The 25,050-nt window shown below is 39.6% G+C and carries 22 protein-coding genes; 15 read left to right on the forward strand and 7 right to left on the reverse strand.

Going from position 1 to position 25,050, the window contains the following annotated elements:
- Positions 1-122: 122 nt before the first annotated feature.
- The 3 genes from rpsO to ABD985_RS16685 all read left to right on the forward strand — a co-directional run bounded on the left by rpsO (position 123) and on the right by ABD985_RS16685 (position 4,026).
- Positions 123-404: a 30S ribosomal protein S15 gene (rpsO, locus tag ABD985_RS16675; RefSeq protein WP_345373703.1), complete on the forward strand. Its 282-nt coding sequence runs from the start codon at positions 123-125 to the stop codon at positions 402-404.
- Positions 405-779: 375 nt separating this feature from the next.
- Positions 780-2,999 (forward strand): polyribonucleotide nucleotidyltransferase, encoded by a 2,220-nt coding sequence (gene pnp, locus ABD985_RS16680; protein WP_345373705.1) that lies wholly within the window; start codon positions 780-782, stop codon positions 2,997-2,999.
- A 163-nt stretch (positions 3,000-3,162) separates the two neighbouring features.
- Positions 3,163-4,026, forward strand: a complete 864-nt coding sequence (locus ABD985_RS16685) for a sigma-70 family RNA polymerase sigma factor (protein ID WP_345373707.1) — start codon at positions 3,163-3,165, stop codon at positions 4,024-4,026.
- Positions 4,027-4,162: 136 nt separating this feature from the next.
- Here ABD985_RS16685 and ABD985_RS16690 read toward each other — a convergent pair whose 3' ends face one another.
- Positions 4,163-4,663 (reverse strand): dihydrofolate reductase, encoded by a 501-nt coding sequence (locus ABD985_RS16690; protein WP_345373709.1) that lies wholly within the window; start codon positions 4,661-4,663, stop codon positions 4,163-4,165.
- A gap of 37 nt (positions 4,664-4,700) precedes the next feature.
- The gene (rnhA, locus tag ABD985_RS16695) at positions 4,701-5,168 is read right to left on the reverse strand and encodes a ribonuclease HI (protein ID WP_345373711.1); all 468 of its coding nucleotides are present in this window, start codon (positions 5,166-5,168) and stop codon (positions 4,701-4,703) included.
- A gap of 332 nt (positions 5,169-5,500) precedes the next feature.
- Here rnhA and ABD985_RS16700 point away from each other — a divergent pair, with 332 nt between their 5' ends.
- The 3 genes from ABD985_RS16700 (at position 5,501) to ABD985_RS16710 (ending at position 8,052) form a co-directional block, all read left to right on the forward strand.
- Positions 5,501-6,349, forward strand: coding sequence for a hypothetical protein (locus ABD985_RS16700; RefSeq protein WP_345373713.1), 849 nt, complete (start codon positions 5,501-5,503; stop codon positions 6,347-6,349).
- Between the two features lie 330 nt (positions 6,350-6,679).
- Complete coding sequence (gene lipA, locus ABD985_RS16705) at positions 6,680-7,570, forward strand: lipoyl synthase (protein WP_345373715.1); 891 nt, start codon at positions 6,680-6,682, stop codon at positions 7,568-7,570.
- Positions 7,571-7,815: 245 nt separating this feature from the next.
- Entirely contained in the window at positions 7,816-8,052 is a 237-nt protein-coding gene (locus ABD985_RS16710; protein WP_345373717.1) for a cytochrome b5 domain-containing protein, read from the forward strand.
- A 62-nt stretch (positions 8,053-8,114) separates the two neighbouring features.
- Here ABD985_RS16710 and ABD985_RS16715 read toward each other — a convergent pair whose 3' ends face one another.
- Entirely contained in the window at positions 8,115-8,675 is a 561-nt protein-coding gene (locus tag ABD985_RS16715; RefSeq protein ID WP_345373719.1) for an HNH endonuclease, read from the reverse strand.
- 191 nt (positions 8,676-8,866) lie between these two features.
- Positions 8,867-9,934, reverse strand: a complete 1,068-nt coding sequence (locus ABD985_RS16720; protein ID WP_345373721.1) for an Ldh family oxidoreductase — start codon at positions 9,932-9,934, stop codon at positions 8,867-8,869.
- A gap of 177 nt (positions 9,935-10,111) precedes the next feature.
- On the opposite strand from ABD985_RS16720, the gene ABD985_RS16725 reads away from it, so the two are divergent.
- Together ABD985_RS16725 and ABD985_RS16730 are read left to right on the forward strand one after the other, a co-directional pair.
- The gene (locus tag ABD985_RS16725) at positions 10,112-11,092 is read left to right on the forward strand and encodes a glycosyltransferase (RefSeq protein WP_345373723.1); all 981 of its coding nucleotides are present in this window, start codon (positions 10,112-10,114) and stop codon (positions 11,090-11,092) included.
- A gap of 85 nt (positions 11,093-11,177) precedes the next feature.
- Entirely contained in the window at positions 11,178-11,705 is a 528-nt protein-coding gene (locus ABD985_RS16730; protein WP_345373725.1) for a D-glycero-alpha-D-manno-heptose-1,7-bisphosphate 7-phosphatase, read from the forward strand.
- Between the two features lie 271 nt (positions 11,706-11,976).
- Here the strand turns inward: ABD985_RS16730 and ABD985_RS16735 are convergent, their stop codons facing one another.
- Positions 11,977-12,459, reverse strand: a complete 483-nt coding sequence (locus ABD985_RS16735; RefSeq protein ID WP_345373727.1) for a GAF domain-containing protein — start codon at positions 12,457-12,459, stop codon at positions 11,977-11,979.
- Positions 12,460-12,671: 212 nt separating this feature from the next.
- On the opposite strand from ABD985_RS16735, the gene ABD985_RS16740 reads away from it, so the two are divergent.
- The 7 genes from ABD985_RS16740 (at position 12,672) to kbl (ending at position 23,361) form a co-directional block, all read left to right on the forward strand.
- Positions 12,672-14,171 (forward strand): SGNH/GDSL hydrolase family protein, encoded by a 1,500-nt coding sequence (locus ABD985_RS16740; protein ID WP_345373729.1) that lies wholly within the window; start codon positions 12,672-12,674, stop codon positions 14,169-14,171.
- 1 nt (position 14,172) lies between these two features.
- Complete coding sequence (locus ABD985_RS16745; protein ID WP_345373731.1) at positions 14,173-15,510, forward strand: GDSL-type esterase/lipase family protein; 1,338 nt, start codon at positions 14,173-14,175, stop codon at positions 15,508-15,510.
- 246 nt (positions 15,511-15,756) lie between these two features.
- Positions 15,757-17,031, forward strand: a complete 1,275-nt coding sequence (locus ABD985_RS16750) for an OmpP1/FadL family transporter (protein ID WP_345373733.1) — start codon at positions 15,757-15,759, stop codon at positions 17,029-17,031.
- Between the two features lie 18 nt (positions 17,032-17,049).
- Entirely contained in the window at positions 17,050-18,780 is a 1,731-nt protein-coding gene (locus ABD985_RS16755; RefSeq protein ID WP_345373735.1) for an SGNH/GDSL hydrolase family protein, read from the forward strand.
- A 185-nt stretch (positions 18,781-18,965) separates the two neighbouring features.
- Positions 18,966-20,759: a chloride channel protein gene (locus ABD985_RS16760; RefSeq protein WP_345373737.1), complete on the forward strand. Its 1,794-nt coding sequence runs from the start codon at positions 18,966-18,968 to the stop codon at positions 20,757-20,759.
- 39 nt (positions 20,760-20,798) lie between these two features.
- A complete protein-coding gene (locus tag ABD985_RS16765) occupies positions 20,799-22,058 on the forward strand; it encodes a hypothetical protein (RefSeq protein WP_345373739.1) in 1,260 nt (419 codons plus the stop codon).
- 106 nt (positions 22,059-22,164) lie between these two features.
- The gene (kbl, locus tag ABD985_RS16770) at positions 22,165-23,361 is read left to right on the forward strand and encodes a glycine C-acetyltransferase (RefSeq protein ID WP_345373741.1); all 1,197 of its coding nucleotides are present in this window, start codon (positions 22,165-22,167) and stop codon (positions 23,359-23,361) included.
- Between the two features lie 133 nt (positions 23,362-23,494).
- Here kbl and ABD985_RS16775 read toward each other — a convergent pair whose 3' ends face one another.
- Both ABD985_RS16775 and ABD985_RS16780 read right to left on the reverse strand, forming a co-directional pair.
- Positions 23,495-23,914 carry an acyl-CoA thioesterase gene (locus tag ABD985_RS16775; RefSeq protein WP_345373743.1) on the reverse strand — a complete coding sequence of 140 codons (420 nt, stop codon included), beginning with the start codon at positions 23,912-23,914 and terminating at the stop codon, positions 23,495-23,497.
- A 198-nt stretch (positions 23,915-24,112) separates the two neighbouring features.
- Positions 24,113-24,736, reverse strand: coding sequence for a GDSL-type esterase/lipase family protein (locus tag ABD985_RS16780; RefSeq protein WP_345373745.1), 624 nt, complete (start codon positions 24,734-24,736; stop codon positions 24,113-24,115).
- Between the last annotated feature and the right edge of the window lie 314 nt (positions 24,737-25,050).

A 25,050-nucleotide genomic window follows, 5' to 3' on the forward strand; every position in this document is an offset into this window, starting at 1 on the left:
ATCTTTGCACCCGCAAATTATTATTGTATCATTTAAATAGGCTGCGAATACATTGATTCTCCTGTTCATGTAATATGGAGCGTAAACTTCTCAGTTTATAAAATTATTTGTGGTTAAATATCATGGAAAACAAAGAATATCTAAGCCCGGAGTATAAGTCTTCGATTTTCGAAACTTACGGTAAAGGTGCAAAAGACACTGGTTCTGTTGAATCTCAAGTTGCATTGTTCACAAAGCGTATCGCTCACTTGACAGAGCACTTGAAAATCAATAAAAAAGACAGCGCATCACGTCTAGGTCTTTTGAAATTGGTAGGTAAGCGTAGAAGAATGCTTGATTACCTAGCGAAAAAAGACATCAACAGATACAGAGCGTTGATCAAAGAATTAGGTATCAGAAAATAATGCCACTGGTAAAGAAAATATGATACTTAGGGGTCCTTCTATAGGAGGGTCCCTTTTTGCGTATATAATTGTGTGGGGATTATTGTTCAGTACAGTATTTCCATTTGAGATAGATTATAAAAAAAATAGTTCCGGAGTGTGTCAAAAAACTCCAAGGAAATTAGTAATTTTTAAGCAAAGAAAAGTAAATAATAAATAAGCGAACTGTTATAGTCATTCATCCCTTATTATACCAAAGCGAAACACCTTCCCCTTGTAGTCTTATCTCCTATTGAGACAATGTTACAAAAAAACAATTCGGCATCTCTCCTTTGGAGCATGTCTCACGAAAGGTTTCGCAGAAGCGACTATATCAGGTTTTGAAAAATGCAAACGATGTTTGAGAACGTAATAACGAAAACAATCGCTTTACCGGACGGAAGAGAAATTACGGTAGAGTCAGGAAAGTTAGCAAGACAGGCTGACGGAGCAGTGGTACTAAGAATGGGCAACACAATGTTGTTGACAACAGTAGTATCGAACAGAGAACTAAGAGAGGGAGTAGGATTTTTTCCTCTATCAGTAGATTATCAAGAGAAATTTGCTTCTGCAGGTAAGATTCCTGGGGGCTTCCTGAAAAGAGAAGGCAAATTGAGCGATAGAGAAGTATTGGTGTCTCGTCTAGTGGACAGAGCTATCCGACCACTTTTCCCTTCGGACTACCTTTATGAAACACAAGTTAATATTTATTTGATCTCAGCAGATCATGATGCACAGCCGGATGCTTTGGCAGCCTTGGCTACTTCTTGCGCATTGGCGGTATCGGATATTCCGTTTTTGGAGCCGATCTCAGAAGTGCGTGTAGCATTGACTCCTGCAGGAGAGTATATCGTGAATCCTACTCCAGAGCAGATGGAAGGATGTGAGCTAGACCTTGTGGTAGCAGCATCCAAAGAAAACATCTTGATGGTAGAGGGAGAAATGAATGAGGTGAGTGAGGATGTGATGCTTGAAGCAATGAGTGTAGCACATGATGCTATCAAGGTACATTGTGAAGCTCAGGAAGAGTTGATCAAGCTTTCTGGAAAAGTAAAGAGAGAGTACGCTGTAGCCGAAGAGGACGAAGCGCTAGAGAAAGAAATCTTTGACAAAGTATACGATAAGTTGTATGCAGTGGCAAAGTCTTCTATCAAAGGAAAGACGGAAAGAAAAGAAGCTTTCACTGCCGTAAAAGAGGAGTATTTGGAGAGTCTTCCAGAAGATGACGACAGCATCAATATGGACTTGGTGAAAAAATACTTGGCAGCAGCTGAGAAGAAAGCAGCAAGAAACCTAGTGTTGGATACGTCGATTCGTTTGGATGGTAGAGCATTGAATGAAATCAGACCTATTGTAGCTGAAGTAAACTTCCTTCCTTCTCCACACGGTTCAGCATTATTTACTAGAGGTGAGACACAATCCTTGACGTCAGTAACATTGGGTACGAAGTTGGATGAGCAGATGATTGATGGAGCGATGTTTAGTGGCTCTAGCAAGTTTATCCTGCATTACAACTTCCCTGGCTTCTCTACAGGAGAGGTAAAGCCTAATAGAGGACCTGGTCGTAGAGAAGTAGGTCACGGTAACTTGGCGCATAGAGCCTTGTCAAAAGTGATGCCTGCAGATGAGGATAATCCATATACGATCCGTATTGTTTCAGATATTCTAGAATCCAATGGTTCTTCTTCGATGGCAACTGTATGTGCAGGGTCATTGGCATTGATGGATGCCGGTATTCCTATCAAGTCAACAGTTTCCGGTATTGCTATGGGTATGATTTCTGACCCTGAGACAGGTAAGTATGCGGTACTTTCTGATATCTTGGGTGACGAAGATCACTTGGGTGATATGGACTTCAAAGTGACAGGTACTGCTAAGGGTATCACGGCTTGTCAGATGGATATCAAGGTAGAAGGTCTTTCTTTTGAAGTATTGAAAAATGCCCTTCAGCAAGCAAACGAAGGACGTGCTCATATCCGTGGAGAAATGGAGAAAGCGATTACTGAGCACCGTGGTGAACTGAAGCCTCATGCGCCTAGATCATACAAGTTGGTGATTGAGCCAGATATGATTGGTGCTGTAATTGGTCCTGGAGGTAAGATTGTTCAGGAGATCCAAAAAGAAACGAATACGACAGTTGTTATTGAAGAAGTAGATAACAAAGGTCATGTGAATATCTTTGCAACCAACCAAGAGGATATGGATAATGCATTGGCGAGAGTACGTGCAATTATTGCCATTCCTGAAGTGGGTGAAACTTACGATGGTATTGTGAAGTCAATTCAGCCTTTCGGAGCTTTTGTAGAGTTTATGAAAGGAAAAGAAGGACTGCTACATATTTCAGAAATCACTTGGGAGCGTTTAGAGTCTCTTGATGGAGTGATGGAAGTAGGTGAAGAAGTGAAAGTGAAGTTGGTGGAAGTAGACAAGAAAACAGGAAAGTACAGACTTTCTAGAAAGGTGTTGTTGCCAAAGCCTGAAGGATATCAGGAACCTCGTCGTAGAGAAAACCGCGACCGTGATAATCGTGGAGGAGGCAACAGAAGAAATGATAGAAACGACAGAAATAAACGCTAGTTGAACATTCTGCCAATACTGGGTGTTGATATGCTGTAGCCTAATGTATAACAATACCCAGTATTTTGTTCATTCCTTCAATAATCTGTAGGTCTAGGAACCTTTTAAATAATATTTTAGTTATCTTAAGGCACTTGTCTAAAATTTATAAAGTCACCAACTGATGAGACAACTCAAGATTAGTAAGCAAATCACCAACAGGGAGTCACAGTCGTTGGACAAATATCTTCAGGAGATTGGTAAAGTAGATCTACTTACTCCAGACGAGGAAGTAGAGCTTGCAAAACGAATCCGTGAAGGTGACCAGTTGGCATTAGAGAAGCTAACCAAAGCCAACCTTCGATTTGTGGTATCCGTGGCTAAACAATATCAAAACCAAGGTCTATCCTTGGGAGACCTGATCAACGAGGGGAACCTTGGTTTGATCAAGGCTGCCCAGCGTTTTGATGAGACGAGAGGGTTTAAGTTCATCTCATATGCAGTTTGGTGGATCAGACAGTCTATCCTTCAAGCACTAGCAGAACAGTCCCGTATCGTCCGTTTGCCATTGAACAGGGTAGGTTCTTTGAACAAGATTTCTAAAACATTCTCTGAACTAGAACAAAAATACGAGCGTGAACCATCTCCGGATGAGTTGGCGGAAGTATTGGATGTGACAACCAATGAGGTTGTGGATACTATGAAGATTTCTGGTAGACATGTCTCTATGGATGCACCATTCGTACAAGGGGAAGAGAATAACCTGTATGATGTTTTAGAGAACGATACCGAAGAAAAGCCAGACTCGGAATTGATGAATGATTCCTTGAGAAGAGAGGTGCAAAGAGCTTTGTCTACCTTAACCAAAAGGGAGGCAGATGTGATTACACTATATTTCGGCTTGAATGGTGAGCACTCTATGACGTTGGAGGAAATCGGAGAAAAGTTTAACCTAACGCGAGAAAGAGTTCGCCAGATTAAAGAAAAGGCCATTAGACGTTTAAGACATACTTCTAGAAGTAAAGCGTTGAAGCCGTATCTTGGTTAAATGATACCAACCAAATGCACAAAAAAAGCATCCTTTTATACGAAGGATGCTTTTTTATTGTATAATCTTTTTATCGCTTATTCTCCAAATTAATCTTTAAAGATTCAAGGCCTAAAAATAGTGTCTAAATACACTGTTAATTAGACTTTTTGTGATAAGTGATGAATGAATAATTATACGGATTCTTATTATTTTTATTGAAATCAAATCGAGAAACCTCATCCCATTTTTTTAAATCAAAAGCCGGAAAGAAAGTATCTCCTTCAAATTCAGCGTCGATTTCTGTAATATAAAGTCGGTCAGCTTTATCAAGAGATTGTGTATATAGTTCAGCACCTCCTATAATAAATACTTCGTCTTGTCCATTTTCTTTTCCCATAGTGAGTGCCTCTTCCAAAGAACCTACCTTTATACAGTTATCCGCAGGTTCATAAGCGGTGTTACGTGTCACCACAATATTGGTTCGATTAGGTAGTTGCCTACCAATGGAGTCATGTGTTTTTCTACCCATGATTATGTAATGTCCTTCTGTGCGCTTTTTAAAGTTTGCGAGATCAGCGGGAAGGTGCCAAATAAGATCATTGTCCTTGCCTATAACCCGTTGGTCTGCGTAGGCAACAATAATGGAGATTTTCATTGTGTAGATGTCTCTTTCTAAAGCTAAAAAATGATGTTTAGTTACCTTTTTCGTAACCGTGGTCTATTTTAAGATCTGCTTGTTTTGCAGCAGTGGTTGCTAATTCGTCACATCGTTCGTTTTCAGGAATTCCTGCATGTCCTTTGACCCATACCATCTTTACGTGATGTTTTTGGTAGGCTTTGATAAAACGCTCCCATAGGTCAGCATTTTTCTTTCCATCATACCCTTTTTTTCTCCAGTTCCATACCCATTTTTTTTCTACAGCATTGACTACATAAGCAGAGTCCGAGTGAATAGTAATATGTTGTCCGGGAAACTTGAGGACTTCTAAAGCCATAATAGCCGCTAACAACTCCATACGATTATTGGTGGTTCGCCTGAATCCATCTGAAAGCTCTAACCGATGATTATTGTGAGCAGGGGAAATCAATACCACCCCATACCCCCCAGGGCCCGGGTTTCCGGTTGATGCTCCATCGGTATAGGCAATAATACTACTCATAAAATCAATTGGTTTAACTTTTTAAATCAAGGGGAACTCAATGGAGTCACCTAATATAGGACTATACTGCATAGGCCTCTATATAATAGAGGAATCATTAGAAGCAGTGAGTTTGTTTTACAAAAATATGGATTTACTTCTAATCTGCTACTATTCTAAGGAGCTTTTACTCATTTGGAGAAAAACAAATTTTCACTTAAAATGAAATGTTTATCAAAGACTTTGCTTTGGGAATAGCAAGAATCTATTTTTATATATTAATTGTCCATTTTCAGGTTGCATTTTTTTTGATTTCTGGATAAGTTGATACACGAGTTAAGTAGACCACTGACATGCATTTTACTAAGAAAATATCCATCATTAATCTGCCTTTTATCCTTGCTTTGACAATAATTATACTTATTTCTCCAGGATTGGTACAGGCACAGTTCCCAGAGAAAGAAAATGAGGAAACTTACGAAAAGGAGTGGGCGTTTGGCGTGTTGATGAACTCTTATGGAGGACTCCTGGGAGGGGTAAGCGTACGTCATGCTCGAAAGTATTTGTCAAACAAATCCTTCTCGGTCCCAGTAGGAGGCTCTAGTAGCAAGATACGCAAGACCAAAGTGAAGCAGGCATTGCTGAAAAACCCAAACCACTACCATAGTTTCTCTTTGGATGTGGTCAATATCAAACATCCCAAAGAGCAAAGCTATCAGAGTAGTTATAGCGGTAATTCTTTTGTGCCCCAGAAACGAAACTATCTGGTATCCGTGCGTCCACAGTATGGGAGGGAAATCATACTCTTTCGTAAAGCAAGAGAGCAAGGGGTACAGGTGACCTGGATTACGAATGCGGGGCCTGCTCTAGGCTTGAAGATCCCTTATCTTATCCGTTTTAGAGAAGATACAAGGGTGAAAGTAGAACAATACGATAAAGAGAAGCATGGCCAAAACTTCGATCAAATAGAAGGAACAGGAAGCTTCTTTGAAGCATTAGGACAGACAAAGTTTACGGTAGGATTAGCTTTGAAAACCTCTTTGGCTTTTGAGTTCGGAGTTAGTAAGCATAATATTTCTGGAGTTGAAGCAGGACTGATGTCAGACTTGTTTATACAGGAAGTTGAGATCATGCAAGGAGCGCAGAATAGGGCATTTTACCCTTCCCTTTACTTAAACTTTTTCTTTGGCACAAGAAAGTGAATGGAGATAATATGATTTAGGTAAATATCGAGGAAATATTAGCCTCTTTTTAAGAGGATATTTCCCAATACTTTGTTAATGAAGCGTTAAGTAAACCTATTTAACGCTTTTTTTTGTGGATAAAGCTGATGAGACCTGTGTGGATATTTCTCTTCAAAATATCAATATGATGAGAATAGTTTGTAATTTCGCATAGAAAAACAAATTTGAGTCACGGGTGTTATCACTGTAGCAGATAACCTGTTTTGAAAACGAAAAATTATTCTGACCTTTTTTAATATTGGAGTACAACAGTATCCATTATTACAAAGATCCTAAGACAGAAGACTTATGATAGAACTACCAGTAATTCCTTCAGAGAAAAAGGAAGAAAAGAAAAGAAAGCCAGATTGGCTGAGGGTGAAATTGCCAGTAGGACATAAATACCGCAATGTAAGAGAGCTGGTGGATAAACATAAATTGAATACCATTTGCCAGAGTGGTAACTGTCCTAACATGGGAGAGTGTTGGGGAGAAGGTACTGCCACTTTTATGATTCTGGGAAATGTGTGTACCAGAGGCTGTTCTTTTTGTGCGGTCGCAACAGGACGACCAACAGAGTATGATGCCGAAGAGCCACAACGTGTTGCGGAGGCAATTAAATTGATGGGAGTAAAACATGCGGTAATTACTTCTGTGAATAGGGATGAGTTGAAAGATCGTGGTGCTGAGATTTGGTACCAAACTGTGATAGAGGTGAAAAAGGCAACTCCTGAGACTACCATAGAAACCCTTATTCCAGATGTAAGAAACAACTGGGATGCTTTGTATAGAATGATTGAAGGTGGTCAGGAAGTGGTTTCTCATAATATGGAGACCGTAGAGGAGCTTTACCGTAAAGTAAGACCTCAGGCGAAGTATGCTAGAAGTTTGGAACAAATCCGTCGTACCAAGGAGAAAGGTATGAGAACCAAGACTGGAGCAATGCTTGGGTTGGGAGAAACTGATGAGCAAATCTTCCGTCTGATGGATGATCTAGTGGATAACGGTTGTGATATTTTGACACTAGGACAATATCTACAGCCTACTAAAATGCACCTGGATGTAGTGGAGTTTATTCATCCAGATAAGTTTGCCATGTTGAAGGAAGAAGGACTGAAAAGAGGTCTGAAGTATGTAGAGTCAGGACCGTTAGTAAGATCTTCTTATCACGCAGAGCGACACGTCAATGTGCCTATTTAATAGGAACTTGAAATGAATCTGTTAGTGCCTAAATTGATGGCAGACATGATGAGAGATACTTGTGAGATACTCTATATGGGGTATCTAAGAACGAATTATTCTCTCATTTGAAGTATCAATTAATGACACTACCTATATTTTCATAACTATAGCGTGTTGTGATAGAAGCGAGTATATATACGGAGAACATACTTTTTGAAAGAAAGGGATGTTCTCTGTTTTTTAGGTGGAGATAAAAGGCTATTATGGAACTAAAGATATATAGCAAACAACAACTAGCACTAAGAAATGGGGTGGATAGAGAAGAGATATGGTGTGCTTATAAAGGGATGATTTATGATGTAAGTCGTTCCAAGCTTTGGAGAGGAGGAAAGCATTATGAACACTGGGCAGGACAAGACCTTACACAGGAAATGAAAGATGCACCCCATACAGAGTTTGTGTTTGAGAAGTTTGATATTGTGGGAAAATTAGGGGAATGATTTTTTTCCAGAGATAAGATAAAAGGAATGCAATAGTTAAAAGGTTGCATTCCTTTTCTCATTTATTCTGGAATAGCATTTCCTTCGCTATCAAGCCTATTTAAACTTTTCGTTTTCCCAAATAGCTCTTCTGACTTAAGGTTATAAGCTTTGGCGGCTTCCTCTGGAGTGGAAAACAAACCTAGGTCATAACGCTCATTACTAGTATATAGAACTGCTCTGTAAGTATTCTTGCTTACTTTGACTACACCTCTATAACCTGTTTTATTGTTGAAGTTTTTTTGATTTCTTCTAAGTTCAGACATGGTAGCCCATTCTAGGTTTTTTGTTCTACAGTCAAGAGGGTTCCCATTAATGATTCGTACAAACAAACGCTTGTCCGAAGGAGGCATGTCAATGAATTTTTCAGCAATCAGTTTATGTATATAAATAGTAACATTTTTATACTTTCCATTTTTGAGTGGGTAATTACGTTGGTAGAAAACATATCCACTAGAGTGTAAGCGTAGGTTTTCTAGTAGTTTAATTTCTTTATAGTATTCGTTGTTTTCGATGAAGCTGTATGCTTCTTCGGAGAGAATGACATGTTTTTCTGCATTCTTCAACTTTACTTTGTAAAGCATAATCAGTTGTAGTTCTGTGATGTGAATAAACGGTAATTGATAACTATAGGTAGTTATTGCTGGTTTTTACGAGCAGCCCTGTCTAGTGCATGACCTATGTGAGAGATAACAAAACATTGTGTTAAGGGTATTAATGCTGTATAAGAGTGAATAACTACTTCAGCGCTCTTTAAAGTTGGAGCAATGATAACCTAGAAGGTCAACTTAAATTTATCGGCAATTTTCTTTAAATCTTTTTCTACGGCGTTTAATAATGGTATTCCATTGGTTTTACGTTCCTTTGTTGTTACTCGCTCTAAGTCTCCAGGTATAAGAATACTTTGAGCTTCGTCGACAGGAGTAGCTTTTCTAAAGCGTTCTATCCATATATCCATATCCTGCTTAAAAGCCTCTTTGGACCTGAAAGCATCAATACGCATGGCGCCAAAAAAATGTCCCAATCCTTCTCCTACAGGATGGTCAGAAACAGGCAAGAAACTGACAAAAGGAGGAACCCATGGGCCAAAATTAGCCCCTGATAATACTCCTGAAAGAATATCTACCATAGCGCCTAAGCAATATCCTTTATGGCTTCCTTGATGAGGAGCACTACCTAATGGCAATAATGCACCTCCTTGCTTAAGGGTATCAGGCTCATGAGCAATATTGCCATCAGCATCTTGAATCCAGCCATCAGGTGCTTGTTGTTTTTGTCTTTTTAAAATCTCAATTTTCCCATTAGCTACCGCAGTGGTAGCAAAGTCAGCCACAAATGCAGGTTGTTTGCCTGCAGGAATCGCCATGGCAATAGGATTAGTACCTAGCATACGCTCTTTGGAGTGCGTTGGAGCTACCAAAGGACTTGCATTGGTCATGGCAATACCGATCATATCTTGAGGGAGTACACGCATGGCATGGTAGCCTGCAATACCAAAATGATTGGAGTTTTTAACGGAGGCCCAGGCAGTACCTACAGCCTCAGCTTTTTCTTGTAGAATATCCATGACTTTTGGGCCTATTACCAGCCCTAAACCTGCATCTCCATCAATCACAACGGTACTGGGAGTTTCATGAACTACCTTTATATTGGGAGTCGGGTTTATTCTTCCGTTTTCCCATAGTCTTACATAACCAGATAATCTCGCTACTCCATGAGAATCAACACCTCTGAGGTCCGCTTCAACCAAAACTTCAGCAGCAAGTTTGGCATCTTCTTCTGAACAGCCGATTGATTGAAAAACAGCTGAACAAAAGTCTTGTAGCTTACTATAGGGATACATTAATGAGTATAGTTTATTTATTCTTTTTTCAAATTGGAATTTAAATAATATAATGATCAATATTTGTTAAGCAAATTTGTGTGAATCGCCTAAAATACAGTCATCTAAAGGTGAATAATATGTTACAATGATACGGAATAAACTTTAAAATAGATTATAAAAGTCCAAAAAAATACCATGATAAGTATACTGTTAGCCGTTAGAAATGAGGAAAAAACGCTTGTTGAGTGTCTACAGACGTTGTTAGATCAAAAATTAGATCAATCGTATGAAATACTTATTGGAAATGATGGCTCAACAGATGGAACTAAGCAGTTATTAGAGCGTTATCAACAAACTTATGATCATATTTTTGTCTATGATATTCTCAAAAATAAATACGGATTGAAAGGGAAAGCAAATGTATTGGCTCAGCTATCAGAAAAAGCAAAAGGAAGTATTTTGTTGTTTACAGATGCTGACATGAGATTATCACCAACATGGGCAATGACGTTGGTAAATGCTTTAAAGGATGATGTAGGAATTATTACGGGGGTGACTTATGTAGAAGGACGGACTTTTTGGGAGAAATGGCAGGGGTTGGATTGGCTTTATGCACTGCAGCTATTGAATATATTATCTTCTTGGGGAGTGGCGCTGACTGCTATGGGGAATAATATGGGAGTACAAAGAAAAGCGTATGATGCTGTGGGAGGGTATGAAAAGATTCCATTCTCCGTAGCAGAAGATTTTGCTCTTTCCAAAGCATTAATAGAGGCTGGCTGGAAAAGTAAGCATCTGTTTAATAGAAGAGTGAAGGGAGAAACATTAGGGGTAGATAGCTTTCAAGAATGGTTACGACAAAGGAAGCGATGGATGAAAGGGGCGGTAGCACTGCCAAAGGTATGGGTATGGCTTTTAGTGATACATTACCTTGGAATATTTTTGCTTCCGTTTGTATACGCCGTTCAACCTATGGTAAGTTTGTATGCCTTAGGGGGAGTCGTTGCTTTTCGGTGGGGAATATTGCTTAAAGCATTGTTTACATTGAGGCTCTATCGATTTATCCCTTATATTTTATTATTTGAACCTCTTTATTCGGTGTTTTATGTAATAGTATTATTGTATTATACTTTACCGGTAAAGGTCGTCTGGAAAGGAAGAGAGTATGAGGCGTAGTTGATTAAAAATAAGAATTTAAATTGTACTTCTATAAGCAGAAGACACTGTTTTGTGTCTAATCATCGTATTACAAAATAAGACCATGAATCAAGAAGAACGAAAAAAATGTGTATTCCTCGATAGAGATGGAGTTTTGAATCGCGACAGGGGAGACTATACCTATGAATTAGCAGATTTTGAAATATTGCCGGGAGTAGTAGAGGCATTAAAATTATTGAAGGAAGCGGGGTTTCTTATTATTGTAATTACGAACCAGGCTGGAATTGCCAAGGGGCGATACACGAAAGAGGCTGTTAAGCAATGTCATGAGTATTTACAACAACAATGTGGGGAGGTTATCGACGCCCTTTATTATGCTCCTTACCATGAGAGTGTTACAGCTTCCTTAACACGTAAACCTAATTCTTTGATGCTGGAAAAAGCAATTGCAAAATACAAGGTAGATGTAGATCATGCCTATATGGTTGGAGATCAGGAAAGAGACTTGGTAGCAGCTCACAAAGCAGGCGTCAGAAAACTAATTCTTGTCGATAACCCTGCGTCAGAAGATAGCCTTAGTACACATACGGCTAGTGATTTACTGACGGCCGTAAAGCAAGTTATACTATAGTTTTTGTTCATGCTGTTTAGGTGAGCTTCGCTCGTTCATAATGTTTAGCTATTTAAACACCTAAACATTATGAACGAGCGAAGCTCACCTAAACAATATGAACATCTTTAGAGCTTGTTTGGAATACTGCTTTAGATAGAGAAAATTTCTATAACCTGTTCAAATCAAGTCAGATTTGAAGATAATAGTGGTTCTATTTGATGAGAATATGAGTTGATTTGAGCAGTGATTAGAGGAATTTTCTTTCTGAATCAGTATTCCAAACAAGCTCTTAGAGCTTATCTGAAATGAAGCTAGCCACTTGTTCTAAATATTTTTGATCGACTTCATTAAAAGAGCTATAGGAGTCGCTGTCAATATCTAGAATGAGTTTAACCTCACCGTCTTTAATGATAGGGACAACAATCTCTGACTTGGAATCTGAACTACAGGCAATATGTCCTGGAAAGGCGTCCACGTCTTCTACGATGATCGTTTTGGCTTCACTGTAAGCGGTGCCACACACTCCTTTTCCAAAAGGAATACGGGTGCAGGCAATAGGCCCTTGAAATGGCCCTAATACTAGTTGTTCTTGATTGGATAGATAAAACCCAACCCATAAAAAATCAAAAGCCATATTTAAGGCCGACGATATATTCGCTAAATTAGCGGTAAGATCAGACTCATAATGAATAAGTGCTTTTAGTTGAGGAAGTAATGCTTCGTATTTTTCTGATTTGGAAGCTCCTTTTGGTATGATTAATGACTCTGCCATATATAGATTTATTGACTCGTTATCGTTAATAAAATTAAGAAACCAACAACTGTTGTAGACAATTGTTGTCCCTTTGTAACCTGCAAAGTAAGAAGGAGTTTTCGCTTTTACGAATATTAATATTTCCAAGGATTTATTGTACTTCATTTAGGGTTGAGAAGTAGAAAAATTTCCTTTATTAGAGAGGAATTGAAGGATTTTATTTTTTTGATATGCAGAACATAAAGCCGGTAAGGATATTAATCCTATTATTATATATAAGTATCATGTTAGGGGGAGTGATGTTGATCTCTCAGGGAAGAGATGTCAACATTCCAGGTATTGCCTATAGCCTGCGTATGCCAGGCGCCAAGGATGTACTACCGTCTGCCTGGTATAAAAAGGAGCAACCTGAAAAGGTTATGGCTTCTTTAGAAAATAAAACTCAGGAGAAGGTGGTAGTTTCTAAACAACCGAAGGAAGAGAAAAGAAAGGTTGTAAAAGATACGTTGACATCTTCTAAGCCAGAGGTAATAGTCCCTAAAGAAGGGGTGAAAGTAACGACTCACCCGGGAGATATTGCCATCGAGTATCCTCAAGGTGCATTAGATGCCTTTTTTAGTTCCTTGAGTTATGCCAAAGGTGGTAAGAAGAAAATCAGGGTACTACACTTTGGAGATTCTCAGTTGGAAGGAGATCGAGTAACAGAACGTCTAAGAGAGAATGTACAAGGAGAGTTTGGTGGTTATGGCTTAGGATTGATTCCTTTTACGGAAATAAAAGGAATAAGAACCACCTTGAATCAGGAGGCTTCTGATAATTGGGAAACGGATATTCTGTATGGGCATCATGCGGCAGGTGCTACACATGGAGAGTTTGGGCTTTTTGGGAAGGACTTCTTTTTCAAGGGAAGTTTTGAGGAGCCCGCCAGTGCTGAGATACGTTTGCAGCGTACAGGATATACAAGTTATAGAGAAAGAACTTATCGCCATATCAAATTATACCTTAAGAATACGTTATCACCTTTGAAGGTGATCTATGGACAAGGGAAGAAGTATACGGATACATTGAAAGTGTACCCAAGAGAAAATCCCCAGACATTGGATTTACCGATAAAGGGACGATTGGGGACATTGGATATGAAGTTTGAAAGTACCGGAACACCTCACTTTTATGGTTTATCTCTGGAGGGAGATGCTGGTGTGATGGTGGATAACCTACCTTTAAGGGGAAGTTCAGGGACTGAGTTTACCAGAATGTATAAAGCCCACTTAAAAGGGGTGGTGAAAGATATGAGTGTGCGGTTGATTATCTTACAGTTTGGCGTGAATACGGTCCCTCAATTGAGTGATAGCTATGGGTTTTACGAAAGGTCTTTTTACAGACAGATACAATACCTCAAATCAGTCTTCCCGAAGGCTTCTATCTTAGTGGTGGGAGTTTCGGATATGGCACGTAAAGAACGTACTGAATTACAATCTTATCCCAATATAACAGCGGTAAGTGGGGCGCAAAGAAGAGCTGCTCAGAAGGCAGGTGTTGCTTTCTGGGATTTGTATAAGGCTATGGGAGGAGAAGGCTCCATCATTACTTGGGCAGAGAGAACTCCTGCCTGGGCAAATAAAGATTATACACACTTTACACGTAGAGGGGCGAATCACGTAGGAGATATGATTTATAACGAATTGATGAGGGAATACAATAAATTTTTGACTAAAAAAATAGCACAATAAGATGCGGGAAAATTGTCATCAGAAACGTAAGAGGAAGTGGAAAGGGTTATTGATGGTTCCATTGGTGTGTTTATTGGGAGCCGCTAAGATACCTTTTAATGGAGGTGATCCCGAGGGGGAATCTACAGCAAAACGTACACGTAGTGATTATGACTTTATTCGTTTAGATATCAATTATCTTCAGCATTTTAGCTATAGTGAAGGCTTGTCTCACTTCTTTACGCAGTTGAAGTTATTGGAGGAGCGAAAAGACCGAAAAGTCCATGTTTTACACTTAGGAGATTCCCATATTCAGGCTGATTTCTTTTCAGGAAAAGTTAGGGAGGAGTTCTATAAAGATAAACGCTTTCCGATGTCGGGAAGAGGTTTTGTTTTTCCGTATCGATTAGCAAAAACCAATAACCCGTTGAACTATAGTGTTTCTTATACAGGAGCCTGGAGGGGACAGCGTTGTTCTATGAGTCGTCATCAGAGTCGTTGGGGAGTTGCTGGAGTGTCCGCTGAAACAAACTCTTCTTCTGCTACGGTTGAAATTAACCCAAATGTACAGGAGGAAATGATGTATGATATTTCTTCAGTGAGTGTATTCCACCCTCATCAGGAAACAACAGAAATGCGAATCAATGTAATTCCTGATGAAGGAAATACAATTAGTGTAGAGGAACCTACAAGGGGAGTAGAGACTTTTCGTTTACAAAATCCTCAGCAAGCGGTAAAGCTTTCGGTGAGTAAAGATGCCGCAGCTCAATCCAGATTATTGATGCAGGGCGTATTTTTGGAAAGTGACCGACCAGGAATAATTTATAGTGCAGCCGGGGTGAATGGAGCTAAGGCAAAAAGCTTTGAACGTTGTGCAGATATGGGGCCTCAGATTAATTTTCTTAAGCCTGACTTGATCATTGTTTCTTTAGGAACCAATGACGCGATTGTCAAACCGTTTAACCGGGAGCGTTTTATTGATCATTATACTAATTTACTGGATATGATTAAGAAGGAAGCTCCTCAAGCTTCTATTATCCTGACGACCCCAGGAGATAATTATAGACAGCGCAAATACCTGAATTACGATAATGAGGAAGCTCGCCTGTTGATTGGAGAGTTGGCGATGAAGTATAATGCGAGTGTATGGGATTTCTATACAATTATGGGGGGATTAAACTCAATCAATGATTGGTATGCCAATGGTCTTGCGGCAAGAGATATGGTGCACTTGAGTAGAGAAGGATACGAGTATCAGGGAGACTTGTTTTATAGGGCGTTGACAGATGCTTATACTCATTTTAAAGACTCTGTCTCTCAGTATACGATAGATCAATATGCACAACCAGTTGTGAATTAAGGGGGAGATAAAGCAGGAAAATATTACACATTATATAGTTAGTAATGTAACGAAATAATAATAAAAAAGAAGGGGATTGTAGTATACAGTCTCCTTTTTTTTATTTCAAAAGTGTCAGTAGACGAGAAAGATATACTTTCTCATACATAGGTGATTTTTAGCTGTTTTTTATCAAAGAAGCCGAAGGGCATTCTGTAAGTTGTTGCTGTAAAGTATATAATATTAACTAAAGAACAGTAACCATATATGAGAATTCGCTATCTAGTATTTATGGTATTACTTGGCCTTCCGCTAGCAGGCTGGAGTAATGGATTTCAAGTCAACTTGCAAGGAACCCGTCAGCAAGGAAGAGGGAATGTAGGGTATGGTTTTCGTCCTGATGCTTCCAGTGTATTTTATAATCCGGGAGCAATGGGCTTCTTGAGTGGTAGTCAGGCGGTGATTGGAGGTTCCCTTATTTTTTCTAATACCGTGTTTTCCCCATTGTCTGATGCCGATTTGGGAATTTATACAGATCAGGTATATAGTACAGACAACCCATTAGGGACACCTTTTTTTGCCTATGGTGTTTTTAAGCCACAAGAAACGTCCAGTTTATCTAATTTTACTTTTGGAGTGGGGGTATTTACGCCTTTTGGAAGCTCTGTAGATTGGGGGGAAGATTGGTATGGACAGTATGCTCTTCAAGAGATCTCTTTGGAGGCAATTTATATACGTCCGGCAGTTAGTTATCAGATCACAGAGTCTTTGGGTATTGGTCTTACCTTGGACTTTATCTTGGGTGGAGCAGAAGTCACCAGAGGACTTCCAATCAATAGTGCAACCGTAAATGACCCTAATGTTAATCTAGATGGTAATGCCGATGTAGCCATTTCTTTTTCGGCGGGAGTTTATTTTCAACCATCAGACCAATGGTCTTTCGGACTGAATTACCGTCATGGAGTGGATGTAAGTATTGTGAAAGGAGATGTAGACCTGGAGGTGCCAGAGCAACTGTCGCCCCTTTTCCAGGGGACAACGTTTGACGCAACGTTGCCGCTGCCCTCAGTGATAGGTGGAGGGATAGGATATTATCCGACAGATCGTTTGTCCTTAGGCGTAGACGTAAGCTTTATCACTTGGAGCGATTATGAAGAATTACGCTTTGATTTTGATGCACCTATAGGTGGAGAGTTATCTTCTGTATCAGAAAGAAATTACAAGAACTCGTGGATATTTAATATAGGAGGAGAATATAAAGTGACTGATGCGTTCACCGCAACTGCGGGTATGTATTATGATTTATCACCGGTAGAAGATGGGTTTATGAGTCCGGAAACACCAGATTCAGACGCTTTTGGATTTACGGCAGGGGTTGCTTATCAGGTGACCGAAAAGATAGGTATCAATGGAAGTTTCCTATTCTTAACAAAAAGAGAAAGAGAAAACATTGTACCGAGTGGAGTGGAAACAGGAGGTGTTAGTGGCACGTATAAGTCCAATGGTTTTATTCCAAGTATTGCGGTGCAGTATTCATTTTAAACCCTGATTGATTTTTCTATGATACCATCTCACTTATTGAATATTCGAATGGAGGTTACTAGAGCTTACCCGATAATAGGAGTATTGATGTTTTTATTGTCTTCTTGTGACCCAAAGTTAGATACTGTTAACCCATCCAATCAAGGACAGGATGCCTCTGGAAATGAGGTGACCTTTGACTTTACCAATTATGTAGCAGTGGGTAATTCATTAACGGCAGGTTTTTCCGATGGCGCACTTTACCGGGAGGGACAAGAAAGTAGTTACCCTGCATTGATAGCAGAGCAACTGCAGGCAGTAGGGGCTCCAGTATTTGAGCAACCTTTAATGCCAGAGGGAGGAGGAGCCAATGGAGCTGTAGGAGCAGGCTTGGAAGGAAGACTAATTTTGACAGGTTTTTCAGAAAGTGGATTACCTGTTCTGGAAAGGGAGGCCCCGAGTGATAATCCTTATACGGCTGTTTCGAATGTGGATAGTTTACATAACTATGGGGTACCTGGTCTGCGATTGATAGAAACCGCTGCTGCTGGATTGGGAACACTTAATCCTTTTTTCTCAAGGATGTTGAGTACTTCAGACCTATTGTCTTCTTATCAGGAGGTAATAGTACAAAGCGATCCAACATTTTTCACCTTCTGGCTGGGAAATAATGACATTCTAGGGTATGCTACCTCTGGAGGTGTTTTTGGGGTGGAAGGAAATCCTGATTTGTTAGGTTTAAACGGGATCACATCTGCTTCAGCTTTTGAGTTAACTTATAATACTTTTATTGAAAACTTGACAGCTGATGGGCAAACCTATGGTGTTGTAATGAATATTCCTGATGTTCTACAGATTCCTTTCTTCACTGCGATTCCATGGAATAGTCTGGAACTGGACTCAGCAACGGCTACGGTAGCGAATGCTACTATCGCTCAATTGATTCGGGGACAAGTGACTCAGGAAGTAGTGGTGACTGTAGTATTGCCTACCGTAGTGGCGGGATTGGTCAGTGCTGGAGTGATACCAGAAAGCCAACAAGAGTCATTGATACTGGCATATACACAAGCTTATATAGAGAATCCATCTATGCCTCAGGCTGTAGGAGGCTTTTCTCAGGATTTATTTGACCAAATTACTCAGATCATTAATACTGAGTTACAAAAGGATACGGTGGTCTTGATCATCAATCAAGCAACACAAAATGCTATTACAGAGATCAACCAAACGACACCGGGAGCTATACCGGAATTTCAAGCAGGAGCCAATGGGTTGATTGTGCAGGACTTGAATAGTCCAACGGGACTGAAACAGTTAACGGAAGGAGAATACGTATTGCTTTCTGCCTCAGAAAAACTGGCGCAATTACAGGAAACCATAGCTTCTGGAGGATTAGATTTATTAGCCATACTTCCTTTATTACCCACGGATGCCGAAGTGTTGGATAAGGAAGAAGTAGAGAATATTGAGACAGCGATAGAAATGTATAATGGAATAATCCGAAACGTCGTGGATGATAATGAGTTTATTATTCTGTACGATGTGTATGCGGATTATGAGCAGGTGATAGAGCAGGGAGTAAATGATAATGGAGTTGTCCTGACAGGAGACTTTGTGACTGGTGGAGCATTCTCTCTTGATGGCATTCACTTGACTCCAAGAGGATATGCTTACGTAGCAAACAGGTTGATTCAAACAATGAATAGAGAGTGGAAGTTAAATATTCCGGGAGTAAATCTAATTGACTATCGTGCTGTGGAGTATCCATAGTATAAGCAATAGAGAAGTATCTTAACGTTGAATGTTGCTTTAAGCAATCCAATAAATGACTTATGAAAAAGGACAGTTTTAATTGTCCTTTTTCTTTTTTTTATGAAATTGTACTTTTGTGCAATCCCATTGTACATTTTACTGGAAAACAGAAACGTAAAGGCTCGTCTTACATCATATAAAAAATGAATATTAGCACGTCTATTGAGCAGCTTAAACGCTGGAAAGACAAACACATTTCAGATAAATCTTTTATTCTACTAATCAGTACGTTGGTAGGACTGATAGCAGGGCTTGCAGCCGTTTTGCTAAAGATAAGCGTGCACTTTATTCATCATCAGCTCAATAGTGAAAAGTATAATGAGAATTATACGCAATTACTCTATCCTATTTTAGGGTTGTTGTTTACCGTATTATTGGCAAAGGCACTTTACAAAGAGAGCAGTGTAGGACATGCCATCTCAGATATTCTCTATTCAATAAGTCGTAAACAGAGTATTATAGAAAAAGGAAAGACCTATTCCCGATGGGTAACGAGTGTGATTACTGTTGGCTTGGGAGGATCTGTTGGTTTGGAGTCTCCTATTGTATTAACAGGAGGGGCTATAGGATCGAATATTGGTCGATTATTATCTCTGGATTATAAACAACGAACTTTATTGATAGGTTGTGGTATAGGAGGTGCCATTTCTGCGATATTCAATGCGCCTATTGGAGGATTAATTTTTACCATAGAGGTGATATTGACAGGCCTTTCGGTATCCAATTTTATCCCATTGTTAATTGCCTGTGTTTCGGCAACTATTTTATCCAATTTATTGGCAGGGGATGAAATACTCTTTACGGGATTTAATATTGTAGATGAAATTCATCTCTCAGATGTACCGGTCTACATTATATTGGGAGTAGTGACAGGTTCAACAGCTTTGTTTTTTAATACCTTCTTACATAAGTTGGAACATATATTGGAGCACTATAATCCATATATGAAAGCATTGCTTGGTGGGGGGATACTATCCATATTAATTATCATTGCTCCTCCGATTTTTGGAGAAGGTTATATTGCTATTGAACACCTATTACATAAAGAGGAGTCGGAGTTAGTAAGAAGAAGTTTGGTATTCAGTGATTATTTTACGGAAGGATGGCTCTTTCTTTTTTATATGGTATTGGTGACAGCCCTTAAGATTGTAGCATCTTCGATTACACTATCTGCAGGGGGTAGTGGTGGTACTTTCGCACCTTCGATGGTCTTGGGTGGATTAGCAGGTTTTGTAACTGCCCGTGCCCTTAATCTTTTAGGAGTGGCTGAGGTGTCTGAAATTAACTTTACCTTGGTAGGAATGAGTGGTGTGTTATGTGGAGTACAATATGCCCCGCTTACAGCAATCTTCCTTATTGCAGATATCACAGGAGGATATACACTTTTTATTCCTTTGATGTTGGTTTCTGCGATTTCCTATGTGACGGTAACGTTCTTTCAACAGGATTCTCCACATGTAAGGGCCTTGAAAGAAAGGGGGGAATACATTGATGATAATGATGAAGATACCAAAATTCTGGATCGACTAAATATTAATAAATTAATAGAAACAGATTTATTGACGGTACAGGAGGATGCTCTACTGGGAGATTTGGTGCAGGTGATTAGCCGAAGCCGAAGAAATTTATTTCCTGTACTCAATGATAAGCAGCAGTTGGTAGGAATTATCACTTTGGATGATGTTCGGGATGTCATGTTTGACCATTCCAAGCATCAAACATTAAAAGTGGAAGATTTAAAGCGTCTGGTAAGAGCAAAAGTACGGTATGGAGAGAAGATGCAGGATGTCATGGAAAAATTTGAAAAGACGAATGCATGGAACCTGCCGGTGGTAGATGATGAAGGAAGGTATATGGGGGTGGTATCTAAGTCGCATATCTTCGGGGTATATAGAAAGCAATTGATACGTCTTAATAAATCTTGGATTAATAGCTAGTACAGTCTGTAACGGATATTTTTAAGTATTAACGATAGCATGATGGAGTTCGAGGAATACCTTGTTAAAAAAAATATTGATAGCAATCGCTTCAAGGAGGGAGATCCTGAGAAATGGCAAGAATGGCATGATTTATTTATGCAAATGCATCCCAATAGCTTTACTTCTCAAAAACTCTTTTTAATTAATGAGGTGAGAAGAACCTATCAGTTACCGCTCTCAGCAAAACCTGTGGCGGCTACTAAGAAAGTAGCCCGTCCAGCTATGGTAAAGAAAAGTGCTGTTCCTAAAAAAGAGACTACTGAAGAAGGTAAAGCACTTCCTAAGAAGCGACCATCATTCAAAAAAGCTACGCTACCTTCTGAGGTAAGTAAAGAAGAAAAGGATTCTAAAGAGACAGTTGCTCCTAAATCGAAGATAGCTCGCCCATCGTTTAAGAAGAAACCGGAAGGGTCAGAGGAGTTATCCACAGATTCGGTAGAAAGTGTGGAAAAGCCAAAGCGCGTTCGCCCATCATTTAAGAAGAAACCGGAAGAGTCGGATGAGTTATCCACAGATTCGGTGAAAAATGTGGAAAAGCCAAAGCGCGTACGTCCATCGTTTAAGAAGAAACCGGAAGGATCGGATGAGTTATCCACAGGCTCGGTAGAAAATGTGGAAAAACCGAAGCGCGTACGTCCTTCGTTTAAGAAGAAACCGGAAGGGTCGGATGAGTTATCCACAGATTCGGTAGAAAGTGTGGATAAGCCAAAGCGTGTTCGTCCATCGTTTAAGAAGAAACCGGAAGGGTCGGATGAGTTATCCACAGATTCGGTAGAAAATGTGGAAAAACCGAAGCGTGTTCGTCCATCGTTTAAGAAGAAATCGGAAGGATCAGAAGAGTTATCCACAGGCTCGGTGGAAAGTGTGGAAAAACCGAAGCGTGTTCGTCCATCGTTTAAGAAGAAACCGGAGGGATCGGATGAGTTATCCACAGGTTCGGTAGAAAATGTAGAAAAACCGAAGCGTGTTCGTCCATCGTTTAAGAAGAAACCGGAAGGATCGGATGAGTTATCCACAGGATCGGTGGAAAATGTAGAAAAACCGAAGCGCGTTCGTCCATCGTTTAAGAAGAAACCGGAAGGATCGGATGAGTTATCCACAGGCTCGGTAGAAAATGTGGAAAAACCGAAGCGTGTTCGTCCTTCGTTTAAGAAGAAACCGGAGGGATCGGATGAGTTATCCACAGATTCGGTAGAAAGTGTGGATAAGCCGAAGCGTGTTCGTCCTGCATTTAAGAAGAAAAAAGAAGAAGAATAAATTACTCAACTCACCGAAGGTGAACCTCAACAGGGCGTAACCCGCTCAACCAGCCACGTAAGTGGCCTCAACAAAACATTGCCATATTAAACACAACCAATCAGATATGTTTGACAAAATAAGACCAGCACTGCAAGAAGAACTGCAAGGAATTAAAGATGCAGGCCTTTACAAGGAGGAGCGCATTATCACAACGCCTCAAGGAGCAGAGATTAAAACGGATAAAGGAGAAACCGTATTGAATTTTTGTGCGAACAATTACCTAGGCTTGTCAGCACATCCCAAAGTGACTGAGGCAGCCAAGAAGGCGATTGATTCCCATGGATTTGGAATGTCTTCCGTACGTTTTATTTGTGGTACACAAGATATTCACAAAGAACTGGAAGAGAAGATTTCAGCCTTCTTAGGAACAGAAGATACCATCCTTTACGCAGCAGCCTTTGACGCCAACGGAGGTGTATTTGAGCCTTTGTTAGGACCGGAAGACGCGATTATTTCAGATGCGTTAAACCATGCTTCTATTATTGATGGCGTTCGCTTGTGTAAAGCGATGCGTTTCCGTTATCAACATAATGATATGGAAGACCTGGAAAAACAACTTCAGGAAGCAGTAGCCAAGGGAGCAAAGCAGATGATTATCGTAACGGATGGTGTATTCTCTATGGACGGCACCATTGCTCAGATGGACAAGATTTGTGACTTGGCAGATAAATATGGTGCTTTGGTCATGACGGATGAGTGTCACTCTACTGGATTTATGGGTAAAACAGGTAGAGGAGTACATGAGTACAGAGATTGTATGGATCGTGTGGATATCATCACAGGTACTTTAGGAAAGGCTTTGGGTGGTGCTTCAGGAGGATTTACGTCAGGTAAAAAAGAAGTGATTGACTTATTGAGACAACGTTCACGTCCTTATTTATTCTCTAATACCTTGGCCCCTTCTATTGTAGGTGCGTCTATTGCCGTATTTGATTTATTGAGCAGTACCACAGAACTTAGAGATAAGCTAGAGGATAATACAAAGTACTTTAGAGAGAAAATGACTGCAGCAGGTTTCGATATTAAGGAAGGGTCACATCCTATCGTTCCTATTATGTTGTATGATGCGGTATTGTCTCAGAAATTTGCAGAGCGTCTATTGGAAGAAGGAATTTACGTGATTGGATTCTATTATCCGGTAGTACCAAAAGGACAAGCAAGAATACGAGTTCAAATCTCGGCGGCACATGATAAATCACATTTGGATAAAGCGATTGAGGCATTTACCAAAGTAGGAAAAGAGCTGGGAGCAATTAAGTAGCTTCAAAGTTTTTGTTCATAATGTTTAGTTGAGCTTCGCTCGTTCATGATGTTTAGTTGTTTTATATTTCACGAAACACAACAACTAAATACTATGAACGAGTGAAGCTCAATTAAACATTATGAACATTTTTTTATGATTTCATTCTCTCCACTAAGTCTTCCGATATAGTTACTGCTTGCTCCGTTTTCTGATCAAATAATACAAAAGTAACCTTGGCGTTGATCACTAATGTATCCGTTCCTTTTAAGTAAATTTTTTGGCGAATAGCCATACTGGTGTTGCCCGCTGACTCAAAAGAAGTATGAACTTCTAAGATTTGTCCCAAGGTTGCAGGATACTTGTAACTGATATCATAATGTACGATGACAGGAGCCAATCCTTGTCTCAACATTTTTCCCCATTCATCAGAGGCTTCAAAATGTGCCCATCTGGCCTCTTCCAAAAACTCCAGGTAGCGAGCATTATTGACGTGGTTAAATGCATCCAGATGATAGCCTCTTACCGGGATATACGTTTTACTTGTTCTGATTTGTTCGGTGGTTTGTTCCATGGTTAAGTTTTCTATTATGAATGTTTATTCACATAAACATACAAATAATCATGGAGATTGTTTAAATCGTATGCGGTTATCCTACGACTAGTGAGCTTATTAGGTACATATAGCTAAGTACTACTTTCAATCGGTTTAAGGATAAAGGATAAAGGATAAAGGATAAAGGATAAAAAAAACATATTCCTTCCTCCCTCCTCAGGTATTACTGTGCAATACCTTCTCCAATACTTTCCATACTTGTTCTTTTACCATCTTACTGTTTGAAATATTAATTTCTGGTGTTTCAGTCAGACAGGGGATAAGGGAGATTTGATGTTTTTGGGCAAGCTTATGGTATAACAGTCCCATTGTAGTGTTGATGGGAGTACTTAATAAGTAAATCGGTACAGAGGGATAGGCTTTTTTGATTTGTAAAATCATATTCTCCAGAGTTTCCTCAGTGGCGATTAATGGAATATTAGCCTTGAGGTCATTTCTTCCAGCTTCAATAAGAATAATATCTACCTCGTAACTCTCCATAGCCCACTCCAACCTTCTTTTACTATCCAAGGAAGTTTCACCACTAATGCCAGCCTGTACGCAGGTATAGGGCAGTGCTAACGAATCGACCATTGTTTGAATTTGTTCTGAGAGTGTATGTTTTTCAGGTAAATTGGGGGCGGCAATATAGCCGTGTCCAAAAAACAGAATGGTTCCATCAGCAGTTTTTTCCTTATTAGCCACGAGTTGTTGATGAATTTCGTTGTTCTTGTTACTGGAGCAGGAATAAATACAGCAACCAAGAGCAATCAGTAGACAGGTAGTGATTATTTTGTACATGGGTTAGGGTATAGGTAAACATAAGTGCAGTAGTGAATCTAGGTTTAAAATTCACTTCCATAAAAAAGATACTACCTTTGTAAAGTTGTTCAAATATTAGAAAGCATTTACGCAGTATAGTACAAGAAGAACTGTGGAATAGAATAGAAGTGATTTAAAGAAGGCCGTTTTATAACTCAGTTGAGGTGGGGTAATTTTTCTTTGAGTTGAAGGAAGAAGGAAGAAGGAAGAAGGAAGAAGGAAGAAGGAATAGGTGAAAGGTGATTAAATTCCACCTTTCTCGATTATAAAACAGCGTCAAGGTATATAGGACA

The organism is Algivirga pacifica (assembly GCF_039543525.1).
GTDB lineage: Bacteria > Bacteroidota > Bacteroidia > Cytophagales > Flammeovirgaceae > Algivirga > Algivirga pacifica.

Excerpts from the sequence above, each read along its gene's own strand:
- rpsO (WP_345373703.1), top strand. The coding sequence starts at position 123 with ATGGAAAACAAAGAATATCTAAGCCCGGAGTATAAGTCTTCGATTTTC.
- pnp (WP_345373705.1), top strand. The coding sequence starts at position 780 with ATGTTTGAGAACGTAATAACGAAAACAATCGCTTTACCGGACGGAAGA.
- ABD985_RS16685 (WP_345373707.1), top strand. The coding sequence starts at position 3,163 with ATGAGACAACTCAAGATTAGTAAGCAAATCACCAACAGGGAGTCACAG.
- ABD985_RS16690 (WP_345373709.1), bottom strand. The coding sequence starts at position 4,663 with ATGAAAATCTCCATTATTGTTGCCTACGCAGACCAACGGGTTATAGGC.
- rnhA (WP_345373711.1), bottom strand. The coding sequence starts at position 5,168 with ATGAGTAGTATTATTGCCTATACCGATGGAGCATCAACCGGAAACCCG.
- ABD985_RS16700 (WP_345373713.1), top strand. The coding sequence starts at position 5,501 with ATGCATTTTACTAAGAAAATATCCATCATTAATCTGCCTTTTATCCTT.
- lipA (WP_345373715.1), top strand. The coding sequence starts at position 6,680 with ATGATAGAACTACCAGTAATTCCTTCAGAGAAAAAGGAAGAAAAGAAA.
- ABD985_RS16710 (WP_345373717.1), top strand. The coding sequence starts at position 7,816 with ATGGAACTAAAGATATATAGCAAACAACAACTAGCACTAAGAAATGGG.
- ABD985_RS16715 (WP_345373719.1), bottom strand. The coding sequence starts at position 8,675 with ATGCTTTACAAAGTAAAGTTGAAGAATGCAGAAAAACATGTCATTCTC.
- ABD985_RS16720 (WP_345373721.1), bottom strand. The coding sequence starts at position 9,934 with ATGTATCCCTATAGTAAGCTACAAGACTTTTGTTCAGCTGTTTTTCAA.
- ABD985_RS16725 (WP_345373723.1), top strand. The coding sequence starts at position 10,112 with ATGATAAGTATACTGTTAGCCGTTAGAAATGAGGAAAAAACGCTTGTT.
- ABD985_RS16730 (WP_345373725.1), top strand. The coding sequence starts at position 11,178 with ATGAATCAAGAAGAACGAAAAAAATGTGTATTCCTCGATAGAGATGGA.
- ABD985_RS16735 (WP_345373727.1), bottom strand. The coding sequence starts at position 12,459 with ATGGCAGAGTCATTAATCATACCAAAAGGAGCTTCCAAATCAGAAAAA.
- ABD985_RS16740 (WP_345373729.1), top strand. The coding sequence starts at position 12,672 with ATGCAGAACATAAAGCCGGTAAGGATATTAATCCTATTATTATATATA.
- ABD985_RS16745 (WP_345373731.1), top strand. The coding sequence starts at position 14,173 with ATGCGGGAAAATTGTCATCAGAAACGTAAGAGGAAGTGGAAAGGGTTA.
- ABD985_RS16750 (WP_345373733.1), top strand. The coding sequence starts at position 15,757 with ATGAGAATTCGCTATCTAGTATTTATGGTATTACTTGGCCTTCCGCTA.
- ABD985_RS16755 (WP_345373735.1), top strand. The coding sequence starts at position 17,050 with ATGATACCATCTCACTTATTGAATATTCGAATGGAGGTTACTAGAGCT.
- ABD985_RS16760 (WP_345373737.1), top strand. The coding sequence starts at position 18,966 with ATGAATATTAGCACGTCTATTGAGCAGCTTAAACGCTGGAAAGACAAA.
- ABD985_RS16765 (WP_345373739.1), top strand. The coding sequence starts at position 20,799 with ATGATGGAGTTCGAGGAATACCTTGTTAAAAAAAATATTGATAGCAAT.
- kbl (WP_345373741.1), top strand. The coding sequence starts at position 22,165 with ATGTTTGACAAAATAAGACCAGCACTGCAAGAAGAACTGCAAGGAATT.
- ABD985_RS16775 (WP_345373743.1), bottom strand. The coding sequence starts at position 23,914 with ATGGAACAAACCACCGAACAAATCAGAACAAGTAAAACGTATATCCCG.
- ABD985_RS16780 (WP_345373745.1), bottom strand. The coding sequence starts at position 24,736 with ATGTACAAAATAATCACTACCTGTCTACTGATTGCTCTTGGTTGCTGT.